The following is a 14,780-nucleotide window of genomic DNA, read 5'->3' as shown; positions in this document are numbered from 1 at the left end:
GCGTTCAGGCTCGGCTGCGGGATCGGCTGTTGAAGCGGCCGGTCAAAGATCGGGTCCAGCGGCGCAGGGTGTTCGCGGCGTACACCCGTGCCAGCAGCACCACCAGGAAGACGACATGCCCGGCAATGAGGAAGCCTTGTGGATGCACCTGCGCGCCGATGCTCTGAGCGACACCCAGAACAAGGCCGCCCAACAGCGTGCCCCACAGGGAGCCGCCACCGATGATCACCGCTTCGAACGCGAAGATCAGTTGGTAGGGGCCGGTGTAGGGATCGAACGTGGCCCGCATGGCGAGGAAGGCGCCGGCGACCGCCACCGTGGCCATGGCGATGGCCGTCGAAGCCGCGTACACAGCCCGTGCGTCCACCCCGACCAGCTGCGCCGTGTCCGGGTCGTGGGCCGCGGCGCGGATGCGCCGGCCCAACGCGGTGTGACCCAGCATGAGATTCAGTCCACCCAGCAATGCGATAGCGACGGCCAGCGTAAGCACCGCAAGCTGGCCGACGATGATGCCACCCGGCAGGGTCCAGCCGTCGTAGCTGAGCGTGTCGATGTAGGGCGCCAGCGAGCGGGTGTCGGCACCGAAGGTCTGGAACATCGAGTTGTCCAGCACGCTCGCGAGACCGAAGGTGCTCAGCAAGGGAATCAAGGCGCCTGCGCGGGCGCTGCGCTCCAGCACCAACCTGTGCAGCACCCACCCGATCAGCGCCATGACCGGGACCACGGCCACGAGCCCCAACAGGGGATGCACCTCAAAGCGTTCGGCCAGCACGAACAGCATGTAGGCCGACAGCACCGCCAGGCTGCCGTGCGCCAGGTTGATGATGCCCATCACGCTGAACATGAACGCCAGACCGCACGCCAGCAAGGCGTAGTAGCCACCCAGCATCAGGCCTTGGACGAGTTGGTTGAGCCAGATCATGTTGCTGTTGCCCGTGGTGGAGAGGTGCTTGACGCGGCGCTTGAGTCGGCGCTGGGCGTGGATGTGCGATGACCGAAGTAATGCTCCATCACCTGCTCGCGTGTCATTTCGTCGGCACGCCCGCTGGCCACAACCCGGCCTTCGAGCATGCAGACGATGCGGTCTGCGACCTGAAACGTGCGCTGCAGGTCCTGCTCGACGAGCACGACGGTGGTGCCGTGGGCCGTGCCCTTGCCCATCAGCGTTCGCAAGGAGTCGTAGACGCCTTGCACGGCCAGCGGCGAGAGGCCGAGGGACACTTCGTCCAGCAGCAGCACGCGCGGATTCGTCATCAGCGCGCGGCCAATGGCCACGGCCTGCTGCTGACCGCCCGACAAGGTGCCGGCGGCCGCCTTCAGTTTGGGTTTGAGTTGCGGAAAGGCGTCGAGCACGGTGCCCAGGTTCCAGCTGCCCTCGCGCTGGGCCGACAGGGCAACCAGCAGGTTTTCCTGCACGGTCATCGCGGGGAACAGCTTGCGCCCTTCGGGCACCAGAGCCAGCCCGGCCGCGACCCGGCGGTGCGCCGGCAGCGCGCTCACGTCCACACCGTCGAAGACGATGCGCCCACCCGTCACCGGATGCACGCCCGCCAGCGTTCGCAGCAGCGTCGTCTTGCCCGCGCCGTTGGCGCCCACGAGCGCCAGTGTTTCGCCTTGCTCGATCTCCAGGCTGATGCCTTGAACGGCCTTCAGCAGACCGTGCCGGGCCTCCAGGCCTTCGATTTTTAAGAGACTCATCTTCCGCCCCCCAGGTACGCATCCACCACGGTGGCGTTGGACAGCACTTCTTGGGGATCACCTTCGGCAATCACGCGGCCCGAGTCCATGCAGACCAGCCGCTTGGCCACCTGCAGCAGCACATGCACGATGTGCTCGATCCAGACGATGGCGATGTCGCGGCCGTGCAGCACTTGGATGGTTTGCACGAGTTCAGCGGCTTCACCGTCGGTGAGCCCGCCGCCGATTTCGTCCAGCAGCAGCACCTGCGGGTTGGTGGCCAGCGCGCGCGTCAGTTCCATCCGCTTGCGGTCCAGCAGGCCCAGTGTGGCGGCGCGCCGGTTGGCCACCTTTGTCATGCCGCAGAGTTCGATCGCATCGATGCAACGCTCGTACGCCTCGGCCTGCCGGAACCCACCCCCGTGTGTGGCCGCCGTGAAGACGTTCTCAAACACCGTCATGCCGCTGAAGGGCTGCGGCACCTGGTGAGTGCGCACGATGCCCATCTTGCAGCGCGTGGCGGCGTCCATCGACGACACGTCGCCGCCCTTGAAGCTGATCGTGCCGGCCGTGGCGGCTTGCGATCCGGACAAGAGACTGAGCAAGGTCGTCTTGCCGGCGCCGTTCGGGCCGACGATGCCGATCGCATCGCCGCGCCGGACCTCGAAGTCCACGCCGTCCAGGACGACCAGCGCACCGTATTGCTTGCGCAGCCCTCGAGCAGAGAGCAAAACATCCGTTGACGACATGGTGTTGCGAGCGTGCGTGGGTTCAGGCGTAGGTGCGAAGCTTGGCCGCCACCGGGACGGCGGCATCGCCCGCGTTTTCGGTGATGACGTAGTCAAGCTTGTACTTCGAGCCCTCAGCGGCCTTCACCCACTGCGTACCGATCAGCGGCGTGGCGCAAACGCCCGGGGCTGGGCCCTTGGTGAAGTCGATCTTGCCCACCATGGTGGTGGTCACCAATGAGCCCAGCGCCTTGGCCACGCTGGCCTTGTCCTTCGGGTTGGTGCTGGCCTTCAAGGCTTCGAAGCCGGCTTCGAGCAGCGACATTGACGCACCGAGTTGCTGGTTCCACTGCTTGTTCGACGCCTTCTCGTAGCCGTCGGCCAGCTGCAGGCTGGTCACCCCGGTCAGTGGTGACTTGAAGGGGAAGGTCTTGTGCCAGTAGCAGCCGCTGGAGAGGTTGAAGCCGAGCGGCCCCAGCGCCTCCACGGTGGACGGGAACAGCCCCGTCTTGGCGACCTGAACAATCTTGAATGACTTTGCCAGACCCTGCTGCGCAGCCTGACGCCAGAAGGCGGCGAAGTCCGGCGGGCTCGGGAAGGTGTTGAAGATGTCGCACCCTTCGGCCTTGAATTTCGCGATCTGCGCCGAGAAGTCGGTGGTGCCGGTCTCGTAGGGGCCAGCATCGACGACGGTGAAGCCGGCCTTTTGCAACGCCGGCGCCAGACTGGCGCGGATGGCGTTGCCATCGGCGTCGTTGGGGTAGAGCGCCGCCACCTTCTTGTTGTTGGGCAACTGGCCCCACTGCGAGGTGTAGCACTTGGCGAACTCACCGACGCCGAACGAGAAGTGGAAGGTCCACTTGAATGGCGAGGGCTGGCCCGGCTTGGCGCCGCGACCAAAGTAAAACACCTCCCATGGCGCCACGGTCGACAGGCAGGGCACGCCCGCACCTTCGCAAGCGTCGGCAACAGGGTTCACGGTTTCGGGAGCCGATGTGACCAGAATGAGGTCGACCTTGTCGGAATTGATCAGCGTCTTGGCCAGCTGGCTGGCCCGGGCCGGATCGGACTGCGTGTCACGGTCCAGGATCTCCACCGCGTAATTCTTGCCGCCCACGGTCAAGCCGTCTTTCAACGCATTGCGGGCCTGTTCGAGCACATAGCCGTCGGCCTCGCCGAAGCCTGCCAACCTGCCGGTTCGCGGGCTGATGAAACCGACCCGGATCGTGTTGGCGCCATCGGCGCCCTGGGCGAAGATGGCGCTGGGGTTCAGCAGCGCCAAGCCGACGGCGCCACCGGCGCCGAGCACGGTCCTCCGAGAGGGCAACGGGTGGGATGTGGTGTTCAAGGTTGTTTTGTTCATGGTTGTCTCCTGGTGTTGATAAGGGAAGGAAGGCTATCGGGATCTACTTGGCCATGCAGCCACCGTCGGTGACCAGCATCAATCCGGTCGTGAAACTCGACGCTGCTGAAGCGAGGTACAGCGCCGTTCCCTTGACCTCGCTAGCGTCGGCCACGCGTCCCATCGGTGTGAACGCCGTGATCGCGGCGACGAAGTCGGGGTCGTCGTACTTGCCATCCGCGAGTCGGGTGCGAAAGAAGCCGGGACAGATCGCGTTGACCTGGATGTTTTGCGTCGCGTACTCCAGTGCGAGTTCGCGTGTCAGGTTCACCACCGCGCCCTTGGCCGCGTTGTAGGCGGGGATGGGCGCCACGCTCGACGCTCCGGCCAGGCCCCACATCGAAGCCACATTGATCAGCTTGCCGCGCTGCTGGCGCACCATGATCTTCAACGCCTCGCGGTCGGTGTAGAAGACGCCCTGCAAGTTGACCGCGATGACGGCGTTCCAGTTGTCGGTCGGGTAATCGTGCAGCGGCTGCGGAGCGGGGTCCGCAATACCGGCGTTGGCAAATGCAATGTCAACACGACCGAATGCCTTCTCGGCGGCCTGGAAGAGGCTCGCCACATCCGCTTCACGGGTGACATCACATCGGATGCTGAGCGCCTTGCGTCCCAGTGCCTCAACGCGCGCTGCGGTCGTTTCGTTCTTTGCCGTGTCGATGTCGGCGCAAACGACATCTGCGCCTGCCTCTGCCATCGCTTCGGCGAACTGGTATCCGAGACCGTTGCCGGCACCGGTGATCACGGCCACTTGGCCGCTCAGGTCGAACATCTTCAGCACATGCATGGCATGGATCTCCTGGCTTGCAGCCGGCTCGGCTGGCAATGTTGATGAACCGGATTCAGCTCACTGTCATCGCGCCATCGGCGACGAGCTCGGCGCCCGACATCCAGCGCGACAGGTCAGAGGCGAGGAACAGCGCCAGGTTGGCGATGTCGCTGGGCAGACCGGTGATGCCCAGGGGATGTGCCGCCTTCATCTGCATGTAGGCGTCATCGCGGTCCTTGAACATGCCGAGGTTCACGAAATCGCTGAGCAGCTTTTCGCCCATCTCGGTTTCCACCAGGCCCGGGTGGATCGAGTTCACCCGAATGCCGTAGCCGAGCCGGCCAAACTCAACCGCTGCCGCCTTGGTCAACAAACGCACCGCGCCCTTGGACGCGGAGTACACACCCAGACCGGGCGTGCCGATCAGACCGGCCACCGACGACAGGTTGACGATGCTGCCGCCCTTGCCAGCGCGACCGCCTGGCTTCATCGCCCGCACCGCGTGTTTGTGGCCGATGAGAACGCCGGTCACGTTCACGGCGAGCAGCTTCTGGATGTCGGCAACGGTGATGTTTTCAAAGAAGCAGGTCTGCTCGATGCCGGCGTTGTTGACCAGGATGTCCAGTCCGCTGAAGCTGTCCAGCGCGGTGTCGATGAATGCGATCCATTGGTCTTCGATAGACGTGTCGTGCGCCACGAAGACGGCCTGGCCGCCGGCTTCGCGAATCTGCTGGGCGACTTGCTCACCGCGCTCGGCCTGTACGTCGCCCAGGACGACTCTTGCCCCCGCCTTGGCCAAGGTGCGAGCCACCTCTGCGCCGATGCCGCCTGCTGCGCCTGTGACGGCCGCAACTTTGCCACTCAGATCAATCATGTTGTCTCCATTGCGCCGGTCGGTGGGAATGGCTTTTCCCACTTCCATATTTAGGCGTCGTTTGTTTTTCCTCGATCCGGTGTTCGGTCTTGGAATGGTGCGAATGATGTGTTCCTGATGACTCTGCCCTCTATCCATCTCGAACATAATTTCACCGAGTGAAAAGTGATGAGCACAAGGGTAAGTCCTAATAGATGACGCTGAGATCAGCGAATTTGATGCGCAGCGATGTCTCCAGCTGCAGCAGCGCTGCCGTAACCGCTACAGTGCATTTCTTGTTGGCAATCCAAGCGAATGGAGCGTGAGATGAAAGCGGCTTTTTACGAACAAACCGGGCCCGCTGACCAGGTGCTGGTGGTGGGCGATGTGCCCGACCCGCAGCCCGCACCCGGCGAGGTTCGGGTGCGGCTGCAGTGGTCCGGCCTGAACCCTTCCGACGTGAAGGCGCGCTCTGGTGCGCGCGGCCCTGTGATGCCTTTTCCGCGCGTCATTCCGCACAGTGACGGCATGGGGATCATTGATGCGGTGGGTGCCGGTGTTGATTCGGCACGAAACGGCGAACGGGTCTGGCTCTGGAACGCTGCCTGGGCCCGACCTTTCGGCACCGCAGCAGAGTCGGTGTGTTTGCCCGAACAGCAGGCCGTTCCCTTACCTGACAACGTGCCCGGTGAAGTCGGCGCGTGCCTGGGCATTCCTGCGCTGACGGCGTTGCATGCCGTGTTGACCGATGGCGGCGTTGAAGGTCAGCGGGTGCTTGTCGCTGGGGGTGCGGGCGCGGTGGGGCACTACGCCGTGCAATTTGCGCGCTTGCTGGGTGCGCGTCAGGTCATCTCGACGGTCAGTTCGACTGTGAAGGCTGAGTTGGCCCTGGCTGCAGGCGCCGATGTGGCGATCAACTACCGCACTGAAAACGTTGTGGATCGCGTGCTGGAGGAAACACAGGACGAGGGGGTCGACCGGGTGATCGAAATGGACATCGCCACGAATGCGGCCATCGACATGGAGGTTGTGCGTCCGAACGGTCAGTGGGTGGTCTATGGCAGCGGCGCAAGACAGTTCACCCTGCCGTTTTTCCCGATGATCTCGCGCAACTTTGCTGTCCGTTTTTTCATCGTCTACAACCTGAGCGATTCGGACCGCCGACGCGCGATCGAGGTACTGACCGACGTTCTGCGGCGCGACGCGCTGCAGCACAACATAGGGATGAAGCTCCCCTTGAAATCAGTTGCTGAGGCGCATCAGGCGGTCGAAAGCGGTGCGGTCACAGGCAACGTGGTTCTGTCGACCAGTTGATTTTCCTTGAATACACATCATCGGTATCGGCGTGCACTTCAGTGAGATAAGTTCGATGTATCGAACGGATCTCAGGGTTGGTACCACCAGCCCAGGCAATGGTGAAGGGTTTCATGGTTCGGCCCCGCCCGTGTCGCGGCATTCCTTTGACCGCAGCACCTCGTACAGCCGCCATTTGAGCCAGCGCCGGTCGCCGTCCCCAACAGCCGCTTCGTGGCAATCCGCGTAAGAGGGCCTGGCAGCAAACAACGGCAGCAATCGCTGCACTGCGGTTGTTGCTGGCCAGGACCTCTCGGGCTGCTTGGGGCCGTCAACAGCCCCTCAACACCCCCCAACCCGCCGAGCCTCCACCTCAAACGGGTTGTCCCAATACACATCCCGCCCACGCAGCCCCTGCCAGGCCCCGGCCAGCAGGTAAGCCGGTAAAAACAGCGGGCCCCAGCGCTCGCACTGGTGCACGTGCACCTGCTCATGCGCGCGCAGGCGTTCCAGCGCTTGCGCGTGGGTGCCCAAAATGACGTGGCCGAAGGTGATGGCGGCGAACGGCCAGGGGCGCCGGGGTGGCTGGCGCAGAGCGGCGATTTCGAGCGCGCCGCCGATCCGGCGAATGCGTGCGCCCAGCGGGAGCAGCAACAGACCGAGCGCCAGGCCAATGAGCGTGTTGGGCGCAGCCCAGAGCACACGGGCCCAGTGCATCACCCAGAAGCCCCGTGAGGGCTTCGACAGGGTCAGCCCGAACGGTTGTGGCATGGGGCACCGATCCGCATCAAGAAACGATGTAGGCGCCCGAGCCGCAAGACAGCAGCTTGCCGTCTGGCCCCAGAAATTCCATGCGGGTAGACGCCACGCGCGAGCCCAGGCGCATGACTTCGGCGCGCAGTTCAAAGTGGCTGCCGATGCCGGGGCGCAGGTAGTCGATGCGCAGGTCGATGGTGCCGAGTTTGGCGAAGCGGTGCAGGCGTTGTTCGGGCGCTTCGTCCATGTGGCGCGCGCCAATGGCGGCCATGCAGGCGAGGCCGCCCATGGCGTCGAGCCCGGCGCTGATGACGCCGCCGTGGATGCGGTTGTAGCTGTAGTGGCCCACCAGCTCGGGTTTCATGTCGATGCGGGCGGTGACGCGTTCGGGCAGCACGCTGGTGATCTTCAGGCCGAGCACCTGGTTGAAGACGATTTTTTCTTCAAAGATGGCTTTGAGGCCGGTGATGAAGGCTTCTTCAAATTCAGCAGGCGGGGTGGTGGTTTTGGTCATGCGGGCATTGTGGGGATTGGTGAGGGCTGGCGCCTGGGCGCCACCTTTGAACGTAACCCGTGATTTTGAGGGTTGGCGAGTGGCGCTACAGCCCCAGCTGGCGGGCGGCCAGTTCTTTCATGATGTCTTCGGCGCCGCCGCCGATCATCATGACCTTGACTTCGCGGTAGATGCGCTCGCTGGTGGTGCCGTGCATGTAGCCCATGCCGCCGAGCAGTTGCACGGCGGCGTCGGCACAAAACTGCATGGTCTGGGTGGCGTGGTTTTTGAGCAGACAGACCTGCGCCACCCAATCCGTTCCCTGGTCGCCGGCATCGGCGCGGGCGCCCAGCGCGTCCACCCAGGCCTGGGTGCTGGCGATGCGCATTTGCATGTCCATGAACTTGTGGCGAACGGCCTGGCGTTCGATAAGGGCGGCGCCGAAGGTGTGGCGTTGGCGGGCCCAGGCCAGGGCTTCGTCAAAGCAGGCCTGGGCAAAACCCAACGCCATGGCGGCCAGGGCCAGGCGCTCGCCATTGAAGTTGCCCATGATGATGCGAAAACCGGCGCCCTCTTGCGCCAGCAGGTAGTGCGCGGGCACGCGCACGCCGTCAAACCGCAGGTGGGCGGTGTCTGAACAGTGCCAGCCCATTTTGCGCAGCGGGCTGCGCGATATGCCGGGCAAATGGCCGGGCACCATGAGCATGGAAATGCCGCTGGCACCCTGGCTTTGCAGGTTGGTGCGCACGGCGAGCGCGATCCAGTCGGCGCGCATGCCCGAGGTGATGAACACTTTTTCCCCGTTGACCACGTAGTCGCTGCCGTCGAGCCGGGCGGTGGTGCGCAGGCTGGCCACGTCCGACCCGCCGCCGGGCTCGGTGATGCCCAGCGCGGCGATTTTTTCACCGCGCAAAACGGGCGGGATGATCTCGGCCTGCTGCTCGGGCGTGCCGTGGGCCAGCAGGGGCGGCAAGCCAATGTTGTGTGAAAACAGGCTGGCCATGACGCCGCCACTGCCACCGTGGCGGGCCAGGGTTTGCGACATGGCGTTGCGCGCCGACCAGGGCGCGGGCGTGCCGCCCAAGGCTTCGGGGTAGCCCAGGCCCAGCAAGCCCAGCCGGGCGGCGTCGCCGTAGAGCGTGCGCGGAATTTCACCCGCGTCGTCCCAGGCGCTCACGTGGGGCGCAATGGCCTGGGTGGCAAAGCGGCGCACGGTGTCGATGAGAGCGCTGCGGTCTTCGGCGGTGAAGTCGGTGGGGCTGGGGTGGCTCATGGGGTGCGCCTGGGGTGTGAGCGGTTGGGTGAACGGGTGGCGGGCTCTGCTGTGCATACCTCCCTGCCCCGCTGGGGGCCGGTTGGGGCGGGGGCTCTACGGGTGCCGTTGCACAGGCCAAGAAAAGGTGTTGTGTGGTTTGCCGATGCTTTCGCGCGCGGGCCCCCATCCCAGCCTTCCCCCAGCGGGGGAAGGGGCCGGACACGGCGGCTGGGTGAGAGCACCTTGAAAGGCATGCCGATCAGACCGCAAAGGTGGCCAACAGCTGGCCGGGCGTCACTTGCTGGCCCACGGCAGCGTGCAGGCTTTCCACCGTGCCGTCGCGCGGCGCGGCCAGGGTGTGTTCGAGCTTCATGGACTCAATGACCAGCAGCGGTGCACCGCGTGCCACGGTGTCGCCCACCTGGGCGTGCAGAGCCAGCAGTTTGCCGTTGAACGGGGCACGCAGGTCGCGCCCTGCGGTGGCACCGCCAGCGCCGTCGCGCGGGGCCAGGCTCAGGTCGTCCAGCCACAGGTCTTGGCTGGCCTGCGCTGCGGGCAGTGAACCGCCGCTGACCTGCACATGCCAGCACGGCACACCGGCCACCGGCCCCAGGGCCACGGCACGGGCCTGCCAGCCCACGCCGTCCAGCGTGATGCAGCGCTCGCACGCAAGGCCGGTTTGCACCTGGGCCACATGGGTTTGCTCGTTCAAAACCACCCGCACCGAGCCGCCACCAGTTTCTTGCACGCTGAACGCCAGGGTGTCGGCGCCCACGCGCCAGCGCAGGCTGCGTGCGTAGGGGCTGGGCAGCGCGGCGGCTGGGGTGGCGTTGGCATACAGCGCGGCCAGCGCGGCCACCACCCGCGCGGCGGGGGTGGGCTGCAAGGCGGCGCGCACGGTGGGGCCGTGGTCGGCCAGAAACGGAATGAGCGCCCCACCCGCGCGAAACACCGGGTGCTGCAGGCAGCTGGCCAGAAAAGCGCGGTTGGTGGGCAAGCCCAACACCTGGGTGTGCACCAGTGCGTGGCCCAGGCGGTCCATGGCTTCGGCGCGGGTGGGCGCGTGGGCAATGAGCTTGCCCAGCATGGCGTCATAAAACGGGGTGACGGTGCTGCCGGTTTCCAGCGCGTGGTCAAACCGCAGGCCGGGCGCCGCGGCGGGCGCGCTGAAATGGCGCACGCGGCCGGTGTGGGGCGTGTGGTCGTCGTCTTCGGCGCACAGGCGCACTTCGATGGCATGGCCTTGCCAGCGCACCTGGTCTTGCGTGAGCGGCAACGGCTCGCCCCGCGCAATACGCAGTTGCCATTCGACCAGGTCGAGGCCGGTGAGCATTTCTGTGACGGGGTGCTCGACCTGCAGGCGCGTGTTCATCTCCATCAAAAAGAAGCTGTTTCGGGCTGAGCCCACTTCCGTTCGAGCTGAGCCCACCTCCGTTCGAGCTGAGCCACCCTCCGTTCGGGCTGAGCCTGTCGAAGCCCTCGCCCACTCCTCCTCCAGCAAAAATTCCACCGTCCCCGCGCCCACATACCCCGCCGCCTGCGCCAGCGCCACGGCGCAGCGGCCCAGCTCGGCGCGCAGCGCGGGCGACACCGCCGGGCTCGGGGCTTCTTCAATGATTTTTTGGTGCCGGCGCTGCACCGAACAGTCGCGTTCACCCAGGTGGATGCAGTGGCCGTGGGCGTCGGCAAACACCTGCACTTCCACATGGCGCGGGCGCAGCAGGGCGCGTTCGATCAGCAGGTCGCCGTTGCCAAAACCGGCCAGAGCTTCTGACCGGGCGCTGTGCAGCGCGGGATGCAGCTGGGCCATGTCGGTCACCAGGCGCATGCCGCGCCCGCCGCCACCGGCCACCGCCTTCACCATGAGCGGAAAGCCCAGGCGCGCGGCCTCGGCCTCAAACACCTCGGGGCTTTGGTCGGCGCCCGCGTAACCCGGCAAGCACGGCACGCCGTGGGCCAGCGCCAGGGCCTTGGCGCCCGACTTGCTGCCCAGCGCGCGAATGGCGGCCGGCGGTGGTCCAACCCAGACCAGCCCCGCGTCCACCACGGCCTGGGCAAACGCCGCGTCTTCGCTCAAAAAACCATAGCCGGGGTGCACCGCGTCGGCACCGGTGGCGCGTGCAGCGGCCAGCAGCAGGTCTGCCCGCAGATACGAATCGGCCGCGCTCAGGCCGCCCAGCGCCACGGCGGTGGTGGCTTCGCGCACGTGCAGGGCATCGCGGTCGGCGTCGGAATACACGGCCACGGTGTCGATGCCCATGGCGTGGGCGGTGCGGATGACGCGGCGGGCGATCTCACCCCGGTTGGCGATGAGAAGTTTCTGCAGGCGTTTCATGCGCCGTCCGCCCCGGTGTTCACCCACGGCGCCGGCTGCTTGCGGGCAAAGGCCACCAGGCCGGCTTCGGCTTCCGGGCCGCGCAGGGCGGCGGCGAAGGCCAGGGCGGCTTCGTCGCGCAGGTCGGGCACGCGGCCGCGCAGGCGCTGCAGCAGGCGCTTGGTGCTGGCCACGGCGCCGGGTGCGGCGTGGTTCAGGTGTTGCAGGGTGTCGTGCAGTGCGGCTTCCAGCGCGCCGTCGGCGGCCAGGTCGTTCACCAGCCCCAGGCTCTGGGCCTCGGCAGCCAGCCAGCGGCGCCCTTGCAGCAGGCACTGGCGGGCCGCGGCGTCGCCCAGGCGCATCCACACAAAGGGCGCAATTTGGGCCGGTGGCAGGCCCAGCGTGACCTCGGGTGTGCCCAGCACCGAGCGCTCGGTGGCGATCACATGGTCAGCGCAACACACCAGGCCAAAGCCACCGCCCAGGGCCGGTCCGTCCACCGCGCACACCAGCAGCTGCGGCAGCTCGGTGAGCGCGTGCAACACGTCGCCAAAGCTGCGGTTGGCGGCCAGCAGCGGGTCGGTTTCGCCGGGTGGCAAGGGCTGCCCAATGGCGCTGGCGAAACTGCCCAGACTGCCCCCGGCACAAAACGCGCCGGCCGCGCCGGTGAGCACCACCACGCGCAGCGTCGCGTCGTGCTGGGCGCGCAGGCACGCCTCAAACAGCGCCAGCACCATGCTGTCGCTCAGGGCGTTGCGGGTCGCCGGATCGTTCAGCGTCCAGCGCTCCACATCGCCATGCCGCACCACCAGAAAATTGCTCATAGAGATCACCCGTTATAGATAAGGCCCGTTAAAGTCTGAACTTTGTCTGATTTTCGCGATCAGAGTGTCATGGAAAAAGAAAGCGCAAGAAGTCAGACACTGGAGCAACTTCACGAACGACGCAAACAGGTCGTGAGGCTGTACAGACAAGGCACCAAGATCATGCAGATCGTCACGATGACGGGGCTGAGCTACCCGACAGTGCGAACGGCTATCGATCTGTTTGACGCTGGCGGCTGGGGTGCGATACGTCCCGCTGTTCGTGGACGAGCCAGAGGCGATGGCCGGGTGCTCGGTCAGGCGCAGGAAGACACCATCCAGCGCCTGATCATCGACAAACGCCCCGAGCAGCTCAAGATGGATTTCAGCTTGTGGAGCCGGGCCGCAGTGGGTCAGCTCATCGAACAGGAATTTGGCATCAAGCTGCAAGTGCGCAGCATCGGCAAGTACCTCACCCGCTGGGGCTTCACACCGCAAAAGCCCATCAAGCGCGCTTACGAGCAAAGCCCTGCTGCCGTGCAGGCTTGGTTGGAGGGCGAGTACCCCGGCATTGAGCAGCGCGCCAGGGCCGAGGGGGCCGAGATTCACTGGGGCGACGAGACGGCCTTGGTCAACACCGATGTGCGCGGCAGGAGCTTCGCGCCAGCGGGCAAAACACCGGTGGCCATGGCCGTGGGCGGCACCCGTCAAAAGCTCTCCATGATTGCCACGGTGACCAACCAGGGCAAGACGCGGTGGATGATCATTGACGAGGCTTTCGATGCTGAGAAGCTCATCGAATTCCTACAAGCTTTGATCAAGGACGCGGGTAAAAAAGTCTTTCTGATTCTGGACAACCTGCGGGTCCACCACAGCAAGCTGGTGAAGGCTTGGGTGGCTGAGCGGCAGGACAAGATCGAGTTGTTCTACCTGCCCAGCTACAGCCCACAGCTCAACCCAGAGGAGCGGCTCAATGCGGACTTGAAGCAGGAGATGGGCAAGCGCGTGCCGGTGCGAACCAAGGCCAAGCTACGCGATGCGGCCAACGATCACATGGCGATGCTGGAGCAAAACCCCGAGCGCGTCATGAGCTACTTCCAGGACCGTCACGTTCGATATGCAGCTTAAGACTTCACAGGGCCGGATCAATAGATAGAAGTGCATTCACCGGGGGGGGGGGAAGCCGCGTCAACGGCGCGGGGGGGTCTTCTGCATCCCCATGCTTTTGGCCAAAATGCCGAGCATCACCTCATCGGCCCCGCCACCAATGGAGGCCAGACGGCCGTCGCGGTACATGCGTGAAACCTTGTTTTCCCAGGTGAAGCCCATGCCGCCCCAAAACTGCAGGCAGGTGTCGGGCACCACGCGGTTCAGCCGGCCGGCCTTGAGCTTGGCCATGGTGGCCCATTCGGTCACGTCTTCGCCGGCCACGTAGTGTTCGCAGGCCATGTAGGTGAGCGCGCGCAGGCTCTCCACGTCGGCTTTGAGTTCGGCCAGCTTGAACTGCACCCACTGCTGGTCGGCCAGCGTGGCGCCAAACAGCTTGCGCTCGTGCGCCCAGTCCACCGTCCACTGGATGCAGTTGCTCAGGCTTTGCAGCGTGCTGGCGGCGCACCACAGGCGCTCTTCCTGAAACTGCTGCATCTGGTAGATGAAGCCTGCGCCCTCTTGCCCAATGCGGTAGCGCTGCGGCACGCGCACCTCGTCGAAATAGATCAGGCCGGTGTCGCTGCTGTTCATGCCGATTTTTTTGATCTTTTTGCCCACTTCAATGCCGGGCAGCAGCCGGCCGTTTTCGCGCATGGGCACCATCACCAGGCTTTTGTTTTTGTGCGCGGGGCCTTCGCTGGTGTTCACCAGCATGCACATCCAGTCGGCCTGCAGGCTGTTGGTGATCCACATTTTTTGCCCGCTGATGACGTAGTCGTCACCGTCTTTGCGGGCAAAGGTCTTGATGCCGGCCACGTCGCTGCCGGCGGCGGGCTCGCTCACGCCAATGCAGCCCACCGCATCGCCGGCAATGGCCGGGGCCAGAAACTGGGCGCGCAGTTCGTCGCTGCCAAAGCGGGCGAGCGCGGGCGTGGCCATGTCGGTCTGCACGCCAATGGCCATGGGCACGCCGCCGCAGTCAATGTGGCCCAGCGCCTCGGCCATGGCCAGGCTGTAGCTGTAGTCCAGGCCGGCGCCGCCAAAGGCTTCGGGCTTGGTGAGCCCCAGCAAGCCCAGCTGGCCCAGCCCCTTGAACACCTCGTGCGCGGGGAAAATTTCAGCGGCTTCCCACTCGTCCACATGGGGGTTGATCTCGTCCTGAATGAAGCGCTTGAGCGTGTTCTGGATCTCGCGGTGCTCGTGGGTGAATTGCATGGCTGGTCTCCTGGGTCAACTGGGCCGTTCGCCCTGAGCTTGTCGAAGGGTTCACCAACGCGTTGGCGAGGGC

The 14,780-nt window shown here is 65.3% G+C and carries 14 protein-coding genes; 2 read left to right on the top strand and 12 right to left on the bottom strand.

Annotated elements, in window-relative coordinates:
- Positions 1 to 4: 4 nt before the first annotated feature.
- The 6 genes from AC4QBL_RS00495 to AC4QBL_RS00470 are packed head-to-tail and all read right to left on the bottom strand — an operon-like array spanning position 5 to position 5,450.
- Positions 5 to 922 carry a branched-chain amino acid ABC transporter permease gene (locus tag AC4QBL_RS00495; RefSeq protein ID WP_472906841.1) on the bottom strand — a complete coding sequence of 306 codons (918 nt, stop codon included), beginning with the start codon at positions 920 to 922 and terminating at the stop codon, positions 5 to 7.
- On the bottom strand, positions 919 to 1,698 hold the full coding sequence (locus AC4QBL_RS00490) for an ABC transporter ATP-binding protein (RefSeq protein ID WP_472906842.1): 780 nt from the start codon (positions 1,696 to 1,698) through the stop codon (positions 919 to 921). The genes AC4QBL_RS00495 and AC4QBL_RS00490 overlap by 4 nt, the downstream gene beginning before the upstream one ends.
- Entirely contained in the window at positions 1,695 to 2,426 is a 732-nt protein-coding gene (locus AC4QBL_RS00485) for an ABC transporter ATP-binding protein (RefSeq protein WP_472906843.1), read from the bottom strand. Before AC4QBL_RS00485 ends, AC4QBL_RS00490 begins: the two co-directional genes overlap by 4 nt.
- Before the next feature lie 22 nt (positions 2,427 to 2,448).
- Positions 2,449 to 3,768: an ABC transporter substrate-binding protein gene (locus AC4QBL_RS00480; protein WP_472906844.1), complete on the bottom strand. Its 1,320-nt coding sequence runs from the start codon at positions 3,766 to 3,768 to the stop codon at positions 2,449 to 2,451.
- Between the two features lie 43 nt (positions 3,769 to 3,811).
- Positions 3,812 to 4,594, bottom strand: coding sequence for an SDR family NAD(P)-dependent oxidoreductase (locus tag AC4QBL_RS00475; protein WP_472906845.1), 783 nt, complete (start codon positions 4,592 to 4,594; stop codon positions 3,812 to 3,814).
- A 55-nt stretch (positions 4,595 to 4,649) separates the two neighbouring features.
- Positions 4,650 to 5,450 (bottom strand): SDR family NAD(P)-dependent oxidoreductase, encoded by an 801-nt coding sequence (locus AC4QBL_RS00470; protein ID WP_472906846.1) that lies wholly within the window; start codon positions 5,448 to 5,450, stop codon positions 4,650 to 4,652.
- Between the two features lie 306 nt (positions 5,451 to 5,756).
- On the opposite strand from AC4QBL_RS00470, the gene AC4QBL_RS00465 reads away from it, so the two are divergent.
- Entirely contained in the window at positions 5,757 to 6,743 is a 987-nt protein-coding gene (locus tag AC4QBL_RS00465; protein ID WP_472906847.1) for an NADPH:quinone reductase, read from the top strand.
- A gap of 321 nt (positions 6,744 to 7,064) precedes the next feature.
- Here AC4QBL_RS00465 and AC4QBL_RS00460 read toward each other — a convergent pair whose 3' ends face one another.
- The 5 genes from AC4QBL_RS00460 to AC4QBL_RS00440 all read right to left on the bottom strand — a co-directional run bounded on the left by AC4QBL_RS00460 (position 7,065) and on the right by AC4QBL_RS00440 (position 12,364).
- Positions 7,065 to 7,493 (bottom strand): signal peptide prediction, encoded by a 429-nt coding sequence (locus AC4QBL_RS00460; protein WP_472906848.1) that lies wholly within the window; start codon positions 7,491 to 7,493, stop codon positions 7,065 to 7,067.
- A gap of 16 nt (positions 7,494 to 7,509) precedes the next feature.
- Positions 7,510 to 7,992 (bottom strand): thioesterase family protein, encoded by a 483-nt coding sequence (locus tag AC4QBL_RS00455; RefSeq protein ID WP_472901059.1) that lies wholly within the window; start codon positions 7,990 to 7,992, stop codon positions 7,510 to 7,512.
- Positions 7,993 to 8,077: 85 nt separating this feature from the next.
- Positions 8,078 to 9,244: an acyl-CoA dehydrogenase family protein gene (locus tag AC4QBL_RS00450; protein ID WP_472906849.1), complete on the bottom strand. Its 1,167-nt coding sequence runs from the start codon at positions 9,242 to 9,244 to the stop codon at positions 8,078 to 8,080.
- Positions 9,245 to 9,485: 241 nt separating this feature from the next.
- Positions 9,486 to 11,552 (bottom strand): ATP-binding protein, encoded by a 2,067-nt coding sequence (locus AC4QBL_RS00445; RefSeq protein ID WP_472906856.1) that lies wholly within the window; start codon positions 11,550 to 11,552, stop codon positions 9,486 to 9,488.
- 5 nt (positions 11,553 to 11,557) lie between these two features.
- Complete coding sequence (locus tag AC4QBL_RS00440) at positions 11,558 to 12,364, bottom strand: enoyl-CoA hydratase/isomerase family protein (RefSeq protein ID WP_472906850.1); 807 nt, start codon at positions 12,362 to 12,364, stop codon at positions 11,558 to 11,560.
- A gap of 69 nt (positions 12,365 to 12,433) precedes the next feature.
- On the opposite strand from AC4QBL_RS00440, the gene AC4QBL_RS00435 reads away from it, so the two are divergent.
- On the top strand, positions 12,434 to 13,471 hold the full coding sequence (locus AC4QBL_RS00435; protein WP_492131620.1) for an IS630 family transposase: 1,038 nt from the start codon (positions 12,434 to 12,436) through the stop codon (positions 13,469 to 13,471).
- Positions 13,472 to 13,531: 60 nt separating this feature from the next.
- Here AC4QBL_RS00435 and AC4QBL_RS00430 read toward each other — a convergent pair whose 3' ends face one another.
- Positions 13,532 to 14,707, bottom strand: a complete 1,176-nt coding sequence (locus AC4QBL_RS00430; RefSeq protein WP_472907606.1) for an acyl-CoA dehydrogenase family protein — start codon at positions 14,705 to 14,707, stop codon at positions 13,532 to 13,534.
- Positions 14,708 to 14,780 lie beyond the last annotated feature (73 nt).

The organism is Hydrogenophaga sp. L99, from assembly GCF_058731905.1.
The sequence above is the reverse complement of the archived record's forward strand: the minus strand, read 5'-3'. Positions and strand labels throughout refer to the sequence as shown.